The following is a 19,299-nucleotide window of genomic DNA, read 5'->3' as shown; positions in this document are numbered from 1 at the left end:
GCGTAATCATAGGATTTGTATTCTATTTTTTAAATTTTTTTCGAATGCAATCATTTTTTACCAGTTGTTTTTATAAGGTGCTAATTCGAGAGATCAAACGCATATTCACCTCACCGGTGTATCTGTTTTTTTCCATCTTGGCTCCTGTCATATCTTTCTTTGTCTTAATGGGGATATTCTCTAAAGGAGTGCCCCGGGATTTACCCATCGCAATGGTAGATCAGGATCATACCGCCCTATCCAGGAACATATCCCGAATGGCAGATGCCACATCCATTGCTAGCGTTGATTATCAATGCGCCAGCCTTGAGCAGGCACATGGACTGATGAATAAAGGGGATGTGGAAGCCATAATTGTGATCCCCAATGATACGGAACGCAATGTGATAAGAGGAGAGCAATCCAACATCGCACTATATATCAATAACACCAATGTGGTTAAAGGGGGGATGCTGCAGAGCGGTCTCTACGAGACCCTTGCTACCGTCTCGGGAGGAGTGAAGCTCCAAATGGCCATAAAGAAGGGAGCCACCTTACATCAGGCCAAAGCGGCGGTGCTGCCCGTAAGATTGGATAAACACGCACTATTTAATCCATTTGTTAGCTATTCGTATTTCCTTACTGTGGGGATACTGCCCGTGATGCTTATTGTATTCACCCTTTTGGGAGCTTTGTATGCTTTGGGAGTGGAGCTAAAGGACGGAACCGGAAGAGATCTTCTGAAGATCTCCGGCGACAGTGTGATGACGGCCATAACGGCCAAACTATTGCCCTATCTGTTGCTTTTTATGATGGATGCCATGGTTATGAACCTTATACTCTTTCGTTACATGGGTACGCCCATACACGGGAGTCTTACGATCATCCTATTGTCAGAATTCATTATGGTAGTGGCCTATCTTCTGCTGGCGGTGTTCCTTCTTGCTGTGACGGCTAATTTGCGTCTTTCTCTATCACTGGCTGGGGCCTATACCATGATGTCACTCACCTTTTCGGGATTGACATTTCCCCGTTTTGGGATGCCCATGATTGCTCAGATATATTCAGCAATCTTTCCTTTTACATTTTGGCTGGAAATATTTATGGGGCAGACACTCAGGGGAGAGGCTCCAATTAACGCCATTCATCCCCTCTATATATTTCTGATATTCATCACTATGGGGCTTTTATCATTCCCTAAGTTTAAAAAAACACTTCAACATGAGAAATATTGGGGTGGAGAATAGTTTTTACGATATAAATAATACTTTCCGATGTTGAACTACTTATTACAAGGGTTGCGGATGACAGGTCAGTTCTTTATTGCGGAGTTGCGAGCCGTAATAAAGGATGCGGGTGTATTCCTGCTATTTGTTATAGCCATAGTGGCATATTCTATCATTTATTCAACGGCTTATTCCAATGAGGTATTGCGCGAAATGCCTGTAGCTGTGATCGATCAGGATATGACTGTATTGAGTCGTCAGTACTCTCGTATGGTGGATGCTACCGAACAGCTTGATGTGGTGAAAAAGGTCATGAGTATGCACGAGGCCGAGCAGTCGTTCTACGCTGGAGAGGTTAAAGGAGTAGTGCTCATTCCTGCCGATTTCGAAAAAGACATCTATCGAGGTGTCCAAACATCTGTCAGCATATATGGTGATGCCAGCTATTTTTTGGTCTATAAGCAGACCCTTTCGGGTGCAGCTTTTGCCACAAGCACATTCTCTGCAGGTGTCGAAGTAAATAAATTGTTGGCAGGAGGTGCCCGCATGGAACAGGCAATGGCTCAGAGAGATCCTTTGTCCACCAAGACCTATAAATTATATAACCCATCATCGGGATATGGCTCATTTTTAATGCCAGGATTGATACTCATCATCCTTCAGCAAACATTACTTATTGGCATAGGGATGATGGGAGGAACACGAAAGGAGCGTTTCAGGAATCAGTATCAGTTGCCCAAAGGCTTGCAAAAGGGTCAGATTGCGCCCATCATATTTGGAAAAACTGGGGCTTATATGTTGATCTATCTTATCGACTCGATTTTTGCATTGATACTGGTCCACTATTGGTTCGGTTTTCCCGATAAGGCTAAAATGTTAGATGTGTTTATCCTATTGATACCATTTCTATTGGCTGTATCATTCATGGGACTGGCAATATCGGTACTTTTTAAAAGAAGGGAACACTCATTGATGTTTCTGTTGTTTCTCTCCCCGGCTGTACTTTTCCTGAGTGGATTATCATGGCCCGCCACAGAGATCCCAGCATTTCTCTATAATTTAGCTCATGTGTTTCCCAGCACTCTTATGATTCCAGCATATCTAAGGGTTAGAACCATGGGTGTGGGGCTTCACGATGTAAGCTTTGAGTTGATATTTATGATGGGACAGGTTGTGGTTTACTTCGTTTTGGCCTACTTTGCTTTTAGATATTCACTAAGCAGAATAAAGAGGTCTTAATCATCCATTGTGCTGTGAATTGGAGGGACAGAGATAAAATTTCAGGAATTGAACTAAGTTTCTGGGGTTAACATGGTTCGGATTATCTAATTCAATAAAGCGTATAAATCAATATGGAAGCTAGAATTGAAAACCTAAGCGAAAAAAGATTGGTGGGAATAAGATTAACAATGTCCTTAATTGACAATAGGACAGGTGAACTTTGGAAACGTTTTATGCCTCGACGCATCGAAATAGAAAACAATAGCACAAAGGATCTGATTTCAATGCAGATATATAAACCGACTTACTTTGCAGACTTTAATCCGGCCTACGAATTTGAAAAATGGGCGGCAGTTGAAGTTGCTAATTTCGATCGGGTGCCAACGGATATGGAAACTTTTAATTTGACAGGTGGCCTTTATGCAGTTTTCGATTACAAGGGTTCAAGCAAGGACCCTGGTGTTTTTCAATATATTTTTGAGACTTGGATTCCAAACTCCACTTATTTGTTGGACAATAGACCCCATTTTGAAGTGTTGGGAGAGAAATATAAAAATGCGGATCCAAATTCGGAAGAGGAAATATGGATACCAATACGAGCGAAATAAAAACGATGAGAAAGATAATTAAGATCTCAATAATTCTATTAACATTTATGAACGTGTCAAATGTTGCATTTGCAAAATCAGAGAAATGCAACATCGATAAATTACTTGTAATTCATGATAATATAGATAGTTTATCTTTTCAAATGGTTGAAGATTTTCTTTACACCTTCGATGAAGCATGTAAGAATAATGTTGAGTATTCACAATGGAGCAACGAATTGTTGTATAAAGTAATCGACAAAAGAACGAAGCTTTATTTTAAAGTGCTGCAGTCTGAAAATATCACAAATGATAGTTGTATTCTAAAGTCATTCAGAGCGCCATTATTGGACTATAACTATCAGAAATTGTATGACAAAATTAAAGGAATCAAAACCAGTGAAAGCGCGAGAAATAGTTACTTGAATGCACTTAGTGAAATAGCAAAAGAGGAAAGTTTTGAACTTGTAAGGTAAAGTAGAAAATCCCAACAAAATCTAAATTATTACGCGCGGTGAAAAGCTGTCTAAAAAGTAGAATTGGATTGCAATTTGTTTGGTAAGAGTAAAGTGAATAACTACAGGAAGATAGCTGCGTTGATTTAGTTTGTTAGAGTAAGTTTTCTTAGGAATAATACCAAATCCAGTTTAAATTTTATATTCTGTATTTGTTTTTTTAATTTCGCAGAAAAAAAGAATGATTTGTAATTTAGAGAAGAAGCCTATTGAAGAATTTAAGACTACAAATATATTGCCTCAAACTCCTTTTTGGGCACGAGTAAAAAGAAAGCAAGGGTTTATACCAAAGGGATTCGAGTTGACAATTTCAAAAGACTTATTGTTTTGTAGAGCTAGTTCTGCAGAAAAAATAAATGAAGATTTATTAGTCTTAATCAAGTACGTAGATGATGTTAATTGCTTTGCATATATTCCATACGGACCTAAATTAGAACCTACCTTTGAAAACCAAGGTCTATTTTTAGAACAATTATCTGAATCTATAAAACCACATCTTCCATCAACTTGCATGTTTATTCGTTATGATTTGATTTGGGAGAACCAATGGGCAATTGAAGAGGAGTATTTCGACAATTCTGGTAATTGGTCTGGTCCACCATCAGATAAGACTCAAGAATATAGAATAAACTTTAATACGATTAATTGGAATTTATACAAAAGCATAGAGGATCATTTACCAAAAAACACCTTTTTTCTTGATTTGACTTTAAAAGAGCAGGATATACTCGATAATATGAGATACAATACAAGGTATAACGTAAGAAAAGCCAATAAAAAAGGAATTAAAGTGCGTGAATATGGAATTGATCATATTGGAGAATGGTATAAATTATATCTTGAAACAGCAATTCGACACAACATACCAGCACAAAATCAAGAATACTTTGCTGCCATTTTAAGGAATCAGGACAACAGTAAAAAAGGAGTAACTGTTAAAATGTTAATGGCTGATTTTGAAGGTAATTTTCTTTCATCAATGTTTTTAGTTTTATCAAAGAAACGAGGAACATATTTATATGGAGCATCAACATCCTCTAAAGATGACTTAATGGCAAGTTATTCTTTGCAATGGGCATCTATGCGAATTGCAAAAGAATGGGGGTGTTCAGAATATGATATGTTTGGCTCTGCTCCTAATTTAAATCAGGCCCATCCTTTACATGGAATACATATTTTTAAGAAAGGATTTGGTGGAAATCTTTATCATAGAATGGGATGTTGGGATTATCCGTATAATGAACAGTTGTACAAATTATATAGAATTCAAGAGATTAAAAAATAAAGCACGAAAGCTTACTAATGTATAAAAATAATAGCCGGTTCAGTAGTAATATCACGGGCTGTTGTCCGTTTTGACTTTTGTGTAGCTTGACAGAAAATTCACCCGAAATCGACCACATTTTATACCCTCAACGCTTGGTCTCAATCCATAAAATAAATGCATGAGTATGTCAAAATCGATAGTTTTTTTAGGTGCTAGTGGGGCTGTAGGCGCTGCCGCACTCGATACTATTTTACGTTTTTCAGGTATCAATAAGTTATTGCTTTTAGGTCGGAGAAAGCTCAATCTTGCGGATTCTGGAAATCTCGATCAGCAAATAATTGACATAAGCGACCCGGCCACCTATGAAGCCTACATTACTGATTTCGATACCGCTATTTGCACCCTTGGTGTTGGTGAACCTTCGAAAATAAGCAAAGCTGACTTTGTGAAAATTGATAAAACAGCAGTGCTCGATTTTGCGAAAGCATGCAAAACAAATGGCGTAAAACATTTTCAATTGTTATCTTCTGTTGGGGTGAATGCTGCATCAAAAAGTTTTTTTTTGAGAACAAAGGGAGAGCTGATCGAAGCCTTAGAAGAGCTCAAGTTCGACCGCTTAAGCATTTTTCAACCATCAATGATTCTTACACCAACTAATAGATACGGACTCTCGCAAGCCATTGTTTTAAAAGTGTGGCCTATGCTAGACTTTCTACTGCAAGGCAAAGCGAAAAAGTATCGCGGTATTAAAGTGGAGGAACTGGGTAAAGCCATTGCGAACAATATTTTAACTGCCGGAGCCGGCACCGAATACTTACAATACGACCAATTTAAGAGCTTACTCAGCAAATGATGAAAAAAGTTACGATTATCCTGACCATCAGATAGACTGAGAAGTAAAATTGGATTGGAATTTATGCAAGTAGTCGTCAGTAAAAATGAAGAACTCCAAGAATATAAGTGACTTGCTTTCGTTTTTTTCATAAATTGGGATTATACAAACCTAAATAAGGAGGAATTATTATGAAAATAGGGATAATAATTTGTGATAGATACAAGAATTGTGCTGGTGGCAAATGTTTCAGAGCCATGCAAAACCGAGAAGGTGCTTTTGATTTGTATTCTAAAGAAGAAGCTTTAGAAATAGTTGGTTATACGACTTGCGGTGGATGTCCTGGAGGAAATATTGAATATGTTCCCGAAGAAATGATTAAAAATGGAGCAGAAGCAGTTCATTTGGCTACCGGTTTTGTGGTAGGATACCCTCCTTGTCCTTATATTTCTCATTTTAAGAAATTTATTGAAGAAAAATACAATTTGCCTGTTGTAGTAGGAACACATCCCATTCCACAAAAGTATTTGATAACACACGAAAAATTGGGAACCTGGAATTCCAAAGAATGGAAAGACTTACTAAGTGCCAGCATTACCAATGCGAAAGTAAGGCTAACATATGATTAAAAGGATTGAAAATGCATAAGTGTATTTTTGGGCCCGTTTCGTCACGATGACTGGGAATGTCCTTAGATGTTGATTTAGTTCCTAACAGGCATGTTCGTTGGATTGTGTTGATTGTGAATTAGGTAAAACTACAAAACTGATACTTAGACAAAAGGAATATCTTAAACCGCATACGAGTAAAGAAGAATTAACAGATTGTTTTAAAACCAATCGACCGCCTACATCACGTTTCCGGATCAGGAGAACCTAGCTTAAATAGTCATATGGGAGAAATCCTTCAATTGATAAAACCCATCAAAGCATCTGTTTCTATTGCAGTAGTAACCAGCGGAACAATGCTTTAGAGTAGGATCTGTAAGGGAATCAATACAAAAGGCTTGGGAATTGACAAATACATTCAAGAATTAATTGACTTTAGAAAAGAATTTAAAGGGGAAATTGGCTTGAAATATTCATTATGCCTGATTATAATGATAGTGTCAATGAGTTGAACGAACTTAAAAAGGCAATTTTAAAATAAAACCTGATTCTGCTTAAAAATGAAAAAATATAAGAATGTAAGCGAATTGCTATAGTTTATTTAATAAATTGGACTTGGTAGTAATAAAAAAGATGAGCATGAAGCCAAGCTATGAAGAATTAGAACAGCAAATAAAAGAATTCAAAAAGAGTGATAAAGAAAAATTAAATCAACTCGTTAAGAATTCATTTGATATGATAGTGTTGTTGGATTCGAATGGGTTTCAGCATTATGTGAGTGAATCGTGTGAGCGGATCTTAGGTTTTAAGCCAGAGGAATTAATTAATATTCCTATTATCGAGACAATGATTCACCCGGATGATCAGGAAAAAACAAGTGCAGGGCTAACTGAGATCATAAAAAATTCGGCGAATGGAGGTTCACAATACCGGCATCGACATAAAAATGGAAGTTGGGTGTATCTGGAAGCATTTGGCACCAATCAAATTAATAATCCGTTGATTAAATCTGTTGTCCTTAATGTTAGGGATATTACTGAACGAAAAAAATCGGAAGAAGAGTTACTCGAGAGTAGAGCCCGTTTGAGGGAAGCCAATCTTACCAAGGATCGTTTCTTCTCTATCATTGGGCACGATCTTAAGAGTCCTTTTAATAGTATTGTTGGATTTAGCGAAATCCTCTTAGAGCAGATTAACGAAAAGGACTATGCAGGTATTGAAGAATATGCTACAATAATCCATGATTCCTCGGAAAGGGCAATGAATTTGCTTACCAATTTACTGGAATGGTCTCGAACACAAACCGGGAAAATAGAATTTAATCCGGAGTACCATGAGCTTGTAACTGAAATAAATGATGTTGTGGAATTATTGAATGCATCAGCGCAACAAAAATCCATATTTATTTCAAAAAACTTACCTCACGATATGCCTGTAGAAGCAGACAAGGCTATGGTAAAAACGATTTTAAGAAATCTGATATCGAATGCGATAAAATTCACCAATCGCGGAGGTGAAATTACAATTAGTCTTGAACAGAAACCGAAAGAATTGATTGTCTCTGTAACCGATAACGGCGTTGGAATAAAAAAAGAAAATATCGATTATTTGTTTCGGATTGATCATCGCTACTCAACATTGGGAACAAATAAGGAGACCGGTACCGGATTGGGTTTGTTGCTTTGCAAGGAATTCGTTGAAAAACACGGGGGAAAGATTTGGGCTAAAAGCAATGGCATTAGTGGTAGTATCTTTAGTTTTTCATTACCTCTTAGCTAATGTTATTTTGCTATTGCCAGCATCATACTGTCTAAAATGTAAGACTTGATAGTAATCTATTTCGGTTGGCTTGCCAGAAATTATATGATCAGGAAGTAAATTTTCAGTACACTCTACTATTTTTCATCAAAAAGGAATAAAGCAACAATCAAAATCATCATGAACAAAACAGAACAAAACTTTCAGCAGTACCAACGGAGCAACACCATCGTTTTTGCTGCCTTATTAATGGGGCAGGTGTTTTTTGCATCCTTTGCCATTTTTATTATTCAAATAATAGGACCACTTAATGGAGGTGATGATGTCATTCGAATGGTTTTCATGATTGTGCTACCTGTATTTTTCCTTGCTACTTATACTATTGGCAATAGGATTGCGAATAAAAGAGTAAAGTTGGCCAAAGAGGAGAAGCAGTTAAAAACTAAAATGGAAGCCTACCGATCAGTCAGCATTATTAAGTATGCCATGCTCCAAGGAACCTCTTTCTTCGCAATTATCACTTATTTACTTACGGGGGAATATTTATTGTTGGGTTTTGCCGTCATGATCATGCTACTGTTTGCCACTTACTTTCCAGCAAAAGAAAAACTGGTAAGAGAATTGGAATTGAATAGCGGGGAGCAAGCCATTTTAGAAGATTCTGACGCAGTTGTTGCTGAGGTAAGCAGTAGGAGAGCCATTTAATCTACTTTCATATCAGGACGGTGTCAAGGTTGCGATAGTTAATGGGATTTTGTTTGCTTTTACATCCTTAAAAAAGTAACAACTTAAAAAATCAAAAATAGGTATTCAAGTAAAAAAGCTTATTTAGGAATAGCAAGTGCTATGCTATTTTTGTTTCTGTTGGTTTCTATAACATTTATAATAATCGCAATTAATAAAGAGGAAGCTTTATTCGATAATATTGCAGGATCTATTTGTCTTACTCAGGGGCTACTAATATTACTTGTTGGTGCTGGTAGTAGCTTGTATATGGCATTGAAAAAACCTCAAATTTCAGACTCGCAAAATTAAACTAATCAATTTGGTGAGGAATTTCATACGACTAATCTGCAGCAAATGAAGAATAATTATATCGTCAATGGAAAAAACAAACACAGTCTGCTTAATTTGAAAGTGAAAATATACACTAAAGAGTGCGCGTTTTGATAGCTTGTAGCAACGAAAACTCATACGACTCATACCAAATTAAACCATCTTACTTGTTTTTGTAGGATGGTTTTTATTATTGTCGAATTAGTTTCATTTTCCCGAATACATTCGAAACGACCAGTAGCGGTCCATTTTCCGAATCAAGAGTAAACTCAGTGGTGAACAAATTACTCTGATAGCGTAACCGATTGCAATTTTTCAGGTATTCAGCGTCATGATAAAGTTTTACAAATTGATGTGGATTTTGAAGTCCTGTTTTATCTCCCGATTTGTATTTAATTGTTATTGAATGATCCGAATCCGACCAGAAAAAACAACAGACATCATTGGTTTCAGCATTTCGCCAATCACCATTCATAATAATGTTCATCATTTGAGTTGAGTTCATAGCTGTCTGGTTTAAGCTTTTGTTAGACCATAAGTTACGAAATTCTGTGCTTTGTACTGATTTTATTTTCTGTGAAATTTCCATCATAAATCGCAGTTTAATTTAAAGTATAAAATCAGAATTGGATGAGTTACGACTATATAGATTGAATTAAACCTTGTTTCACCGGATAAATTGCATAAATATCACATAATATGATAAGGATTGTCGACAGAATAGAGCAAATGATTATACAACGTATTTAAGTCCAAAAGTGAATCGTTTAAGTTTTAAAAAATGTATATTTAGTACTTGCAGATAGTTATATAAGAAGCTTGTTTAGAGTCGTTTAAAAATTATTAAGTTAATGATAAATTACAAACACTACAAAATATGAATCCGATTTTTAACTATATGATCTCCGAGGCCGTAAGGCATAGACTTAAAAAAAGAAGTTATAAATCAACTCAATTTGAGAAAGCTGTAAAAAGCACAAAAGTTGAATTCACTCATTTAATGCGCGATAGCTTCCTCATTTTATTGGGGGTATTGTCGGCTGGTTTTGGATTAAGAGGGTTTTTACTGCCAAATATGTTCATAGATGGTGGGGTAATGGGTATTTCTTTAACGATAGCCGAATTAACCGAAATTCCATTATCTATTTTAATCGTAGTGATAAACCTTCCATTCATAGTCATGGGATTTTCGACAATCAGCAGGCAATTCGCCGTAAAAAGTATTGTTGCCATTTTATTGTTAGCTATTACTGTTCACTTTATCCCCTTTCCTTTAATCACCAATGACAAATTACTGATTGCAATTTTTGGTGGATTCTTTTTAGGCTTAGGGATTGGCTTAGCTATTAGAGGTGGTTCTGTTATTGATGGAACAGAGGTGCTTGCAATTTTTTTAAGCAAAAAAACTTCATTAACTGTGGGAGATGTAATTCTTATATTTAATGTGCTTATTTTTTCAGTTGCAGCCTATGTATTTTCAATTGAAATTTCGTTGTATGCAATACTTACCTATTTAGCTGCATCAAAAACAGTCGATTTTGTTGTATCGGGTATTGAAGAATATGTAGGAGTAACTATCATTTCGAATGATAGTGACAAAGTTAGGTTAGCGATACTCAAAAAACTTGGACGGGGTTGTACCGTTTATTGCGGTAAAAGAGGTCATTCTATGGTTGATACTGATATCATATATACCCTGCTAACCCGACTGGAATTAGCAAAACTACACACCGAAATCGATAAAATCGATAAAGATGCCTTTGTTGTTATGCATAGTATTAAAGATGCTAAAGGAGGTATGATTAAAAAAAGACCACTGGAATAGCAACACGAACCAGTGCAAGTGAAGAATTGATAATTTAGTAAGCACAGTGCTAAATTAAAACACGATCTAAGATCTGGCTTTTAATAAGCATCAAATGTAAAAAGATCGTAACCTATAAGCTATTTTAAGTTTACCTTTCACGTTAAAGTGATAAGTATATCTTCTGTAAATTAAGTAGCTATAGGTGTGGCTCAGGTTGATAGAAGATAGCTGAGATTAGGTCGTTTGTTGTGATTATAGATCTTATGAGTTTATATAAAAAAAGACGCGATATAAATCGCGTCTTTTATGCTTACACCTCTTCCGGTTTCCAAGTCTCCAATTTTATTAAATCGGGAAAGGCTTTCGGTTTATAAATCGATTTTCCTTCAAAAACCCGCAAACATTCCTGAATACCCTCACTAATACTTGGGTGTGGGTGAACATTTTGCCGTATATCTTTCAACGTACCATGTTGTGTAATTTGGTAGGCTATAGATGTAATTAGGGTAGAAGCCTGCGGACCCGCAGCACGCATCCCTAATATTGTATCTTTACCATCATCGCTTACAATAATTTTCACAAATCCATCGGTAGCACGCATTGCAATAGCACGGTTAACCAATGAGTTCGAATAGGTCGCAACCTTATATGGAATACCACGTTTTTGGCAAGCTTTCTCGTTCAAACCAACAGCTGCTACTTCAGGTTTAAAGAACATTAATGTCGCCATATTCGAGTAGTCCAACGGATATTCCGAATTGCCATACAAAGCCTCAACAATATATCTGCCCTGTAGTTCAGCAACCGAATACAATTGCGCATGCCCCGATACATCACCTGCTGCAAAAATGTTACACGATTGAAAATTATCCGTGGCACAAACTTCATTAATATCAAGATAACCACGATTTGTAGTGTTGATTCCAACATTTTCCAAACCAATATTATCCAAATTCGGTATTCTGCCAATGGCCACTATGGCCACATCTACCTCTAAAACCGTCGAGTGACCATCTTGGTAATCCAATACAACTTCCAAAAAGTCCGGACGTTTTCGAATTGTTCTTAAGTTGGCCGTATGATGAATAATTACACCATTGCTTTCTAAATTTCGACCCACAAAACTACTTAAATCATCATCTTCATAAGGAATTACCTTATGCTGTCGGTCTAGTAAGTGAACTTCTGTCTGGCTGTAATTGGAGAAAATAGTGGCGTATTCACAACCAATAATTCCCGAGCCAATAATAATCATTCGTTCCGGAAATTCTTTCAAACCCATGATGCCTTCCGAGTCAATAATTCGCTCATTATCAATCTCAACGTCAGGCATCGGACGCGGACGGGAGCCTGTTGCGATAATGAAATTATCACCTTTAACCTGCTCTATTTTGTCATTGGAAATTACCTCAACAGTATGCGAATCAATAAATTTTCCCCAGCCATATTTTAACGTAATATTGCCGCAAGTTACCGAAGGTTGCGAATAAGTCTCAATTTGCGATAGCATCTGCAATTGCTTTTGTTTGGCTGCCTGTAAAATGGTTTGTTGAACTTTATTGTAATCCACATTTAAACCAGAAGCACGATAACCTCTCATCACCGATGAAGCAATTGAGAAATCCCGGGACAATTCCCACATCGCCTTCGAAGTTAAAGCACCATTCATAATACCGGCACCGCCTAAATGACTCGCCTCAATGATACAAACAGATTTATTAAAATCAATGGCACGCATTGCTGCCGAAAAACCCGCCGGGCCACTTCCCAGTACAACAAGATCGTATTTTTCTATACTCATAAAAAACTTTTGTTTATTGTTTCATTTGGCTGAACATCAGGCACATTATGATTGAATGAAATGTACTTGTAACAGAAAGAATAGCAGCCATTTTTGTGCTCCCTGCCAAATCAAGTTGAAAGATATAAATAAAAGTGCAAATCGATAAGCTTTTATATGTTTTACGGATAAAAAAGTCTTTTTCTTAGGTTTGGGTGTGTCCCTTCGGGTCGGGCTATTCGCTAAATCTTTTCTTCGTTCCTCAAAAAAGGATACCGCTGCTATCCCTCACACAATTTCGTTTGTCGCTAGAAACAAGTTTAAAGTTACAAGTAAATCAAGTTACAAGTTACAAGTGGCAAGTGGCAAGTAAGAAGTAACAAGTAAAAAGGTGCAGGTAACAAGGAGAAAGGAAAAAAGAGAAAGGAACAAGAATTCAAGAGACAAGTAAAAAGGGACAAGTAGCAGGAATTCAAGTAGGCAGATTTTTTTACGGTTTTTAAATCAAGCAACAGAGTTGCGTAGTATTTGTAGCAAAGCAAGTTTCAAGGAACAAGAATTCAAGAGACAAGTAAAAAGGTGTAAGTAGCAGAAATTTAAGTAGGCAGATTTTTTTACGGTTTTTAAGTCAAGCAACAGAGTTGCGTAGTATTTGTAGTAAATAAGTAACAAGGAGGTACAGCGTACCGTAATCTTAATGGAAATTTGATTAAAACAGAAATCATGAAATCAATTCTGTCCTTAATTATTTGCGGATTTAGTTTTCAATCGGGAATTGTCAATCGATCGCAATTCGGGCTTCCAAGCTTGAATTGGAACACCCTACAGCTTTCGATTGGATTGATGCTTTATTCTCGAAATGAAATTTCAAGTTCTTGTATTCTCTCTTTATTCGTCAGCCAACTTAAAAACAATTGATTAATTTACAAATGATTATAATGAGTTGTTAGAAATGCAATTTGCCTTCTTTTAATTGCTGATAGGTATGCTTATACAAAATCTTGAGAAGTAAAAGTCCCTCTTTTAAATTCTCATCACTTATCTCATTTTCATTCTCAATATAATTAGCCGTTTCAAGCAAATATTCATCATCTCTCAGGTTAGTATAATTCTGTTCAATCAAATGTATATCTGCAAACTGAAGATACGGCAATCGGGCTAAAACAGCTTTTCTCTGTTGATTATAAGTATCTAAGTCTTCGGCTTCACTATCCGAAAAATAAAATTCCTGTAAACTGTCAACAAAGGAATCATCACAACTCTTAAGCAGAATAATGCGGTCTTTCCGTAAGCGAAATAACTCACTTTGATCTTCTTCCGGAGCTAAGCTTTCTTCTCTTTCAATTCCTCTGGTAATAAACAGATAGGAGAGATGAGCCAGGCCAATATTTTTTTCTTCTTCATCAATTAAATCAAAATGTAACATCATGATGATTGCCTTTCCTAATTGGGAAATTGCAACATCATCCCAAAGCAAGAAGGGATCTTTTTTGATACTCTTATAAATGGCATTCAAGTCTTTATTACAAGCTCGTATCTTTCCGTTTTGTCCTTTCTCAATCGCTTGTAATATAAGCTCACGAAGCTGTTCTATAGAAGAATTCATGTTTTGGATATTTAATTTTTTAAGAAAACAAAGGTAGTAATTATCCTTTTATCCTAAGGGGTAGGAATATTGTATTCTACAAAAAAAGAAGCCTTTTGGGGCTTCTTTTTAGTTGAGAAACAAAAAAATGCTATTTATACAATTCTAATGTTCTTAAGATCGGTGATTTTTTCACAATAGTGACATTTTAAGGTGATTGGTGAAGTATTAATAACATGAAAACGCGTGGTTACAGCTTCCACATTAGTTATGCATTTAGGATTCATACATCTGGCAATTCCAACCACTTTTTTAGGTGTTTCAACAATTTTCTTTTCTGCTACCTTGTAATCACGAATGATATTTAGTTTAGCGTGTGGGGCAATTAATGAAATTTTATTGATCTCTTCATCCTTAAAAAACTTTTCGGAAATTTTTATTATGGCTTTCCTTCCCAATAGTTTACTTTCCAAATTGTTTCCGAAGGTTACGGAGTTCCCACATTTGTCTAAGCCTAATATGGTGATTACCTGAAATAGATATTCTGCAGGAATGTGATCAATAACAGTTCCATTTTGAATAGCGCTTACTTGTAATTCTTTTTTTGCGTTCATATGATGAGGTGCTTTTTTTGTGAGTATGAAATTATAGATTAAGAGCTTTCGCGATAATAGCTTGTCGGGCATAAACACCGTTTAAAGCTTGTTGAAAGTAGTATGCTTTAGGATTTGTATCAACATCCACGGCAATTTCATTAACTCTTGGCAGCGGGTGAAGAATTTTTAAGTTGTCTTTTGTATTCGCAAGCATATTATTTTTAAGGATGTACACATTTTTTACTTTTTCATATTCCAAAGGGTCAACAAATCGTTCTTTCTGAACACGTGTCATGTATAAAATATCGGCATCGTTAATAATATCATCAAATTCGGTGTGTTCGAAATATTTGATATCGTTTTTGTCCATAAAAATTTTGTATCCGCGGGGAATCTCCAATTCAGGGGGAGCTATAAAATGGAAAGTAGGGTTGAAGTGAGAAAGTGCCATTAGCAATGAATGAACAGTACGACCATACTTAAGGTCACCAACCATAAAAATGTTCAGGTTTTCAAGAGTTCCCTGAGTTTTCATGATTGAATAAAGATCTAGCATGGTTTGAGTTGGGTGTTGATTGGCACCATCTCCTGCATTTATCACCGGAACATCTGACACCTCCGAGGCATAGCGGGCAGAACCTTCAATTGGATGGCGCATAACAATTAGGTCGCAATAATTGCTCACCATCTTAGTTGTATCCTTTAAAGTTTCCCCTTTGGTAACGCTTGAAGAAGAAGAATCGGTAAACCCAACAATTCGTCCACCCATGCGACTAATTGCAGTTTCAAAACTAAGGCGAGTACGGGTAGATGGCTCAAAGAATAGTGAAGCAATAACTTTTCCCTCTAATAAGTTACAGTTAGGATTTTTTTCGAACTCAGCAGCTCTAGCTAATACTTCAAGGATTTCTTCTTTTGTATAGTCGTCGATCGATACTAAACTTTTGTTATCCATTGATTAAAAATTAAGTGTGTTTATAATATGATTGTTTTTTCGGCACAAAAAAAAACCAACAATTACTAAAAATGATAGTAATGTTGGAATTTTTGAGAAATATTGTTGAAAAGAATTATCCAAATAACGAAAATGGGAATCAATCCTTACATCGTGTTTTCTTCTAAATAAATAATGGAAAATGTGTAAGAAGAAGTAAAGGTTCTTACTTCTTTTAGTACTATTTGCGGTTCTAGATTGAATTAGTTGTTTCTTCATTCTAGATTACAAATATAGGTATAAATAATGCTAATAATCAAATTCGAAATTGATTAATTAGTAACAAATTTTAAAAAGTGAAAAAGGCAGTTGATATATATTATTGTATATGGAGTTGATATGGATGAAGTTAAATGGTATGTAAGTATTTTGGTTTTACCCCTTCAATTTTTAAAAATTTCTCGATGATCTTATCTACTTCACTTTGTCGAATGCTTAAGGTTATTTTGCACCTCAGGTTAAAATCTTGTCCCAATTGTTCCGGCTGATCATCTTTAATGATTTTCATTACATCATTCATGGCGAGATAATCGAAATTGATATCGTAAATATCATTAATCGTTTTTTCTATAATTTCTGCATTTGATATAGCATCGGCAGCAGCAGCTTTATAGGCCTGTATCAAACCGCTTACACCCAATTTAGTCCCGCCAAAGTAACGAATTACAACTATAAGTATATTGGTTATATCATTCGATAAAATTTGGCCCAAAATTGGTTTTCCTGCAGTTGAAGAAGGTTCTCCATCATCGTTTGCCCGGAATTCTAATTTATCGGCCCCGAGCATATAAGCATAGCAATGATGACGGGCATTGTAGTACTCTTTTTTAAGATGGGCAATGTGTTCTTTTGCTTCTTCTTCGCAGGCAACGGGATAGGCAAGAGCAATAAACTTACTTCCTTTCTCTTTGTACAATCCTTCGGATGCTTCTTTGATTGTTTTATAGGTATCGCTATTCATTACTTTACTCAAAATGCTCATTGAATTAATTGGTTAGGATAAAAATAGCAATAAATGCCAGCAGTATTCCCAATATGTTTACTTTGTTCAGCTTTTCTTTAAAAATGCTTAAACCAATAAATACAGAACAAGCTACAATTCCAATATTAATAATGCTAAATACCACAGAACTGTCATATCCTGAATGGTTTAAAGCGGCTATTAAAAAATAGAGCGAGCCGTAATTTACCAAGCCCAAAACACTTCCTCCAATTAAAACTTTTAACTGAAACAGATCGCGGAATTTCTCTTTGCGAATAAATAGAGTAACCAATCCTGCAATGGCTGCAATAGCAAAAAGTAGAGTTGTGAATTGTTCAGTTCCTCCTGAGTTTAGGTATTCTTGTTGTGCAAATTTCACTAGTGAGTCAACGGTGCCTGCTCCAAAAAACAGTAGTATTGGCAACCAAATAAACTGGCGATTTATTTTATCACCTCGTTTTTTATAGATACTCAGTAATACTGCACTAACAGCGATTACAATCCCCAAAATCTTTTTTGCAGTTATTGCTTCCTGATAGTACATAATGGAAAAAAGCAAGGGGAGGACAAAAGACATTTTACTTGCCAGAGTTGTTACTGATATACCAGCTTTCTGTGTCGATCGGCCAATAATAAAAAAGACAATGATAAAAAGTGCTCCAATGAGTATTGAAATTCCGAACCAGTTCTGGTGAATTATGTGATCGAAATTGAATGTTGCATCAGACAAGAAGTAACCACAAAGAGAAGCTGTTAAGTAATTGATAATGATCGCTGAAAGAATATCAATTTTAAATTTCTCAAGATATTTAAAGGTGATAAATATTCCTGTTGAGGTAAGAATTGCAAGAAGTAGATTTAGCATAGTCGTAATTTTGGCGCAAAGTAATGAAAAAATACTTTACCTAAAATTAGAAAAGCAGATTCAATTTGAATCTGCTTCCCAGGGTCGTAATATAATAGTTAGTAATAAAACTACATTTTTAATTTCTTGTCAATTTCGTCAATTTGAGTTTTGAACCCTCTGTCGGTATCAATCAAATTATTTACAGTTTTGCATGCATGTAACACGGTAGCGTGATCTTTTTTTCCAATTTGTGAACCAATGGAAGCTAAAGAAGCTTTTGTAAGTGTTTTCGAGAAGTACATTGCAATTTGTCTGGCTTGCACAATTTCTCTTTTTCTTGTTTTTACCTGCAATACATCAATTGGCAATGAAAAATGATCACACACTACTTTTTGAATGTAGTCGATAGAAAGCTCACGCTTGGTATTTTTAACCAGTCTGTCAATTATAGTAATTGCTAGTTCAAGGTTAAGCTCTTTTTTATTTAAAGTAGACTGAGCTAATAATGAAATTAATGCTCCTTCCAGTTCTCTAACATTATTGACAACATGACTGGCAATGTATTCAATTACTTCATTCTCCAGAACGATGCCATCTTTATATGCTTTCTGATGTAAAATCCGAACTCTTGTTTCGTAATCAGGATTCTGAAGATCAGCTGAAAGTCCCCATTTAAATCTTGAAAGCAAACGATTCTCCATTCCTTTCAAATCAATAGGAGCTTTATCTGAAGTAAGAATTAACTGCTTACCCGATTGATGAAGGTGATTAAATATGTGGAAAAAAGTATTTTGCGTTTTTTCTTTACCAGCCAATTCCTGAATGTCATCAATAATTAAAACATCAATCATTTGATAAAAATGAAGAAAGTCATTCTTATTATTGTTTCTGATCGCTTCAGTAAATTGTGTTTGGAATTTGTTTGCACTTACATACAATACCGTTTTATCCTGATACAGTTCTTTTGTTTTAATTCCGATAGCTTGAGCAAGATGTGTCTTTCCTAAACCGGAATCACCATACAATACTAATGGATTAAAAGCAGTTCCTCCAGGATTCTCCGATACAGCCACACCCGCTGATCTTGCCAATCGGTTGCAATCTCCTTCAATAAAGTTTGCAAAAGAATAATCAGGATTTAACTGAGAATCAATGTGAAGTTTTTTTATTCCTGGAATAACAAAAGGATTGCGAATAGTAAGTTCTTCCTTATCAGAAGGCATGCTTACCGGACGGTTTTTTGTATTTGTGCCATTATTACCTGGAACTACAACCGAAAATGGTTTCGCATTTGCAATGTGATTATTCTCCATTACAACATTGTATTCTAACTTAGCACTGTTTCCAATTTCTTTTCTCAGTGTTTTTCTAAGGATATCAATGTACTGCTCCTCCAAATATTCGTAGAAAAAATGACTTGGTACTTGTAATGTCAAGATCTGGTTCTCCAAATTTAATGGGACGATAGGTTCGAACCATGTTTTGTAACTAATAGGAGGCACATTGTCTTTTATTACAGCCAAGCAATTGTTCCAGACCTGGAGGTGATTATTATTCATTTCTCTGTCAGCGTTTTAAAAAATAGGGTGTGTTAAATTTTGCTTACGCAAGATTGTAAAAAAAAAAATGAAAAAAAAATTATTTGGCTATTGACTTTTT

General features: G+C 35.7%; 18 protein-coding genes. 10 read left to right on the top strand and 8 right to left on the bottom strand.

Annotation, left to right across the window (positions count from 1 at the left end; genetic code table 11):
• Window positions 1–44 precede the first annotated feature (44 nt).
• From ALGA_RS00095 to ALGA_RS00055, 9 genes are all read left to right on the top strand, one after another.
• Complete coding sequence (locus ALGA_RS00095; RefSeq protein ID WP_096427355.1) at window positions 45–1,226, top strand: ABC transporter permease; 1,182 nt, start codon at window positions 45–47, stop codon at window positions 1,224–1,226.
• Window positions 1,227–1,283: 57 nt separating this feature from the next.
• Window positions 1,284–2,444, top strand: coding sequence for an ABC transporter permease (locus ALGA_RS00090; RefSeq protein ID WP_162845349.1), 1,161 nt, complete (start codon window positions 1,284–1,286; stop codon window positions 2,442–2,444).
• A gap of 113 nt (window positions 2,445–2,557) precedes the next feature.
• Window positions 2,558–3,034 (top strand): GyrI-like domain-containing protein, encoded by a 477-nt coding sequence (locus ALGA_RS00085; protein WP_096427353.1) that lies wholly within the window; start codon window positions 2,558–2,560, stop codon window positions 3,032–3,034.
• Between the two features lie 5 nt (window positions 3,035–3,039).
• Window positions 3,040–3,489, top strand: coding sequence for a peptidyl-tRNA hydrolase (locus tag ALGA_RS00080; RefSeq protein ID WP_145957547.1), 450 nt, complete (start codon window positions 3,040–3,042; stop codon window positions 3,487–3,489).
• Between the two features lie 220 nt (window positions 3,490–3,709).
• Window positions 3,710–4,813: a lipid II:glycine glycyltransferase FemX gene (locus ALGA_RS00075; protein ID WP_096427351.1), complete on the top strand. Its 1,104-nt coding sequence runs from the start codon at window positions 3,710–3,712 to the stop codon at window positions 4,811–4,813.
• Between the two features lie 166 nt (window positions 4,814–4,979).
• The gene (locus tag ALGA_RS00070; RefSeq protein WP_096427350.1) at window positions 4,980–5,648 is read left to right on the top strand and encodes an NAD(P)H-binding protein; all 669 of its coding nucleotides are present in this window, start codon (window positions 4,980–4,982) and stop codon (window positions 5,646–5,648) included.
• Window positions 5,649–5,818: 170 nt separating this feature from the next.
• Entirely contained in the window at window positions 5,819–6,256 is a 438-nt protein-coding gene (locus tag ALGA_RS00065) for a CGGC domain-containing protein (RefSeq protein ID WP_096427349.1), read from the top strand.
• A gap of 618 nt (window positions 6,257–6,874) precedes the next feature.
• A complete protein-coding gene (locus ALGA_RS00060) occupies window positions 6,875–8,014 on the top strand; it encodes a PAS domain-containing sensor histidine kinase (protein WP_162845348.1) in 1,140 nt (379 codons plus the stop codon).
• Window positions 8,015–8,173: 159 nt separating this feature from the next.
• Window positions 8,174–8,698, top strand: coding sequence for a hypothetical protein (locus ALGA_RS00055; protein WP_096427347.1), 525 nt, complete (start codon window positions 8,174–8,176; stop codon window positions 8,696–8,698).
• 541 nt (window positions 8,699–9,239) lie between these two features.
• Here ALGA_RS00055 and ALGA_RS00045 read toward each other — a convergent pair.
• Window positions 9,240–9,641, bottom strand: a complete 402-nt coding sequence (locus ALGA_RS00045) for a hypothetical protein (RefSeq protein ID WP_096427345.1) — start codon at window positions 9,639–9,641, stop codon at window positions 9,240–9,242.
• Between the two features lie 285 nt (window positions 9,642–9,926).
• Between ALGA_RS00045 and ALGA_RS00040 the strand changes: the two genes are divergently transcribed.
• Window positions 9,927–10,874, top strand: a complete 948-nt coding sequence (locus ALGA_RS00040; protein ID WP_096427344.1) for a YitT family protein — start codon at window positions 9,927–9,929, stop codon at window positions 10,872–10,874.
• Between the two features lie 292 nt (window positions 10,875–11,166).
• Here ALGA_RS00040 and ALGA_RS00035 read toward each other — a convergent pair whose 3' ends face one another.
• The 7 genes from ALGA_RS00035 to dnaA all read right to left on the bottom strand — a co-directional run bounded on the left by ALGA_RS00035 (window position 11,167) and on the right by dnaA (window position 19,199).
• A complete protein-coding gene (locus tag ALGA_RS00035) occupies window positions 11,167–12,657 on the bottom strand; it encodes a dihydrolipoyl dehydrogenase family protein (protein ID WP_096427343.1) in 1,491 nt (496 codons plus the stop codon).
• Window positions 12,658–13,582: 925 nt separating this feature from the next.
• A complete protein-coding gene (locus ALGA_RS00030) occupies window positions 13,583–14,242 on the bottom strand; it encodes a hypothetical protein (RefSeq protein WP_096427342.1) in 660 nt (219 codons plus the stop codon).
• A gap of 134 nt (window positions 14,243–14,376) precedes the next feature.
• A complete protein-coding gene (pyrI, locus tag ALGA_RS00025; protein WP_096427341.1) occupies window positions 14,377–14,835 on the bottom strand; it encodes an aspartate carbamoyltransferase regulatory subunit in 459 nt (152 codons plus the stop codon).
• Between the two features lie 31 nt (window positions 14,836–14,866).
• Window positions 14,867–15,772, bottom strand: a complete 906-nt coding sequence (gene pyrB / locus ALGA_RS00020; protein ID WP_096427340.1) for an aspartate carbamoyltransferase — start codon at window positions 15,770–15,772, stop codon at window positions 14,867–14,869.
• A 388-nt stretch (window positions 15,773–16,160) separates the two neighbouring features.
• Window positions 16,161–16,793 carry an IMPACT family protein gene (locus tag ALGA_RS00015; protein WP_231706023.1) on the bottom strand — a complete coding sequence of 211 codons (633 nt, stop codon included), beginning with the start codon at window positions 16,791–16,793 and terminating at the stop codon, window positions 16,161–16,163.
• 4 nt (window positions 16,794–16,797) lie between these two features.
• Window positions 16,798–17,658, bottom strand: a complete 861-nt coding sequence (locus ALGA_RS00010) for an EamA family transporter (protein ID WP_096427339.1) — start codon at window positions 17,656–17,658, stop codon at window positions 16,798–16,800.
• 110 nt (window positions 17,659–17,768) lie between these two features.
• Entirely contained in the window at window positions 17,769–19,199 is a 1,431-nt protein-coding gene (gene dnaA / locus ALGA_RS00005; RefSeq protein WP_096427338.1) for a chromosomal replication initiator protein DnaA, read from the bottom strand.
• Window positions 19,200–19,299 lie beyond the last annotated feature (100 nt).

Origin of the sequence: Labilibaculum antarcticum (assembly GCF_002356295.1) — a bacterium.
Taxonomy (GTDB): domain Bacteria; phylum Bacteroidota; class Bacteroidia; order Bacteroidales; family Marinifilaceae; genus Labilibaculum; species Labilibaculum antarcticum.
Note: the sequence above shows the minus strand (reverse complement) of the source record. Positions and strands in the feature narration are given on the sequence as shown.

What these genes read in the sequence shown, in the direction of transcription:
- ALGA_RS00045 (WP_096427345.1), bottom strand. Translation starts at nt 9,641, where the DNA reads ATGATGGAAATTTCACAGAAAATAAAATCAGTACAAAGCACAGAATTT.
- ALGA_RS00095 (WP_096427355.1), top strand. Translation starts at nt 45, where the DNA reads ATGCAATCATTTTTTACCAGTTGTTTTTATAAGGTGCTAATTCGAGAG.
- ALGA_RS00055 (WP_096427347.1), top strand. Translation starts at nt 8,174, where the DNA reads ATGAACAAAACAGAACAAAACTTTCAGCAGTACCAACGGAGCAACACC.
- ALGA_RS00060 (WP_162845348.1), top strand. Translation starts at nt 6,875, where the DNA reads ATGAAGCCAAGCTATGAAGAATTAGAACAGCAAATAAAAGAATTCAAA.
- ALGA_RS00085 (WP_096427353.1), top strand. Translation starts at nt 2,558, where the DNA reads ATGGAAGCTAGAATTGAAAACCTAAGCGAAAAAAGATTGGTGGGAATA.
- ALGA_RS00030 (WP_096427342.1), bottom strand. Translation starts at nt 14,242, where the DNA reads ATGAATTCTTCTATAGAACAGCTTCGTGAGCTTATATTACAAGCGATT.
- pyrB (WP_096427340.1), bottom strand. Translation starts at nt 15,772, where the DNA reads ATGGATAACAAAAGTTTAGTATCGATCGACGACTATACAAAAGAAGAA.
- pyrI (WP_096427341.1), bottom strand. Translation starts at nt 14,835, where the DNA reads ATGAACGCAAAAAAAGAATTACAAGTAAGCGCTATTCAAAATGGAACT.
- ALGA_RS00070 (WP_096427350.1), top strand. Translation starts at nt 4,980, where the DNA reads ATGTCAAAATCGATAGTTTTTTTAGGTGCTAGTGGGGCTGTAGGCGCT.
- ALGA_RS00075 (WP_096427351.1), top strand. Translation starts at nt 3,710, where the DNA reads ATGATTTGTAATTTAGAGAAGAAGCCTATTGAAGAATTTAAGACTACA.
- ALGA_RS00015 (WP_231706023.1), bottom strand. Translation starts at nt 16,793, where the DNA reads ATGAGCATTTTGAGTAAAGTAATGAATAGCGATACCTATAAAACAATC.
- ALGA_RS00010 (WP_096427339.1), bottom strand. Translation starts at nt 17,658, where the DNA reads ATGCTAAATCTACTTCTTGCAATTCTTACCTCAACAGGAATATTTATC.
- ALGA_RS00090 (WP_162845349.1), top strand. Translation starts at nt 1,284, where the DNA reads ATGACAGGTCAGTTCTTTATTGCGGAGTTGCGAGCCGTAATAAAGGAT.
- ALGA_RS00040 (WP_096427344.1), top strand. Translation starts at nt 9,927, where the DNA reads ATGAATCCGATTTTTAACTATATGATCTCCGAGGCCGTAAGGCATAGA.
- ALGA_RS00080 (WP_145957547.1), top strand. Translation starts at nt 3,040, where the DNA reads ATGAGAAAGATAATTAAGATCTCAATAATTCTATTAACATTTATGAAC.
- ALGA_RS00035 (WP_096427343.1), bottom strand. Translation starts at nt 12,657, where the DNA reads ATGAGTATAGAAAAATACGATCTTGTTGTACTGGGAAGTGGCCCGGCG.
- ALGA_RS00065 (WP_096427349.1), top strand. Translation starts at nt 5,819, where the DNA reads ATGAAAATAGGGATAATAATTTGTGATAGATACAAGAATTGTGCTGGT.
- dnaA (WP_096427338.1), bottom strand. Translation starts at nt 19,199, where the DNA reads ATGAATAATAATCACCTCCAGGTCTGGAACAATTGCTTGGCTGTAATA.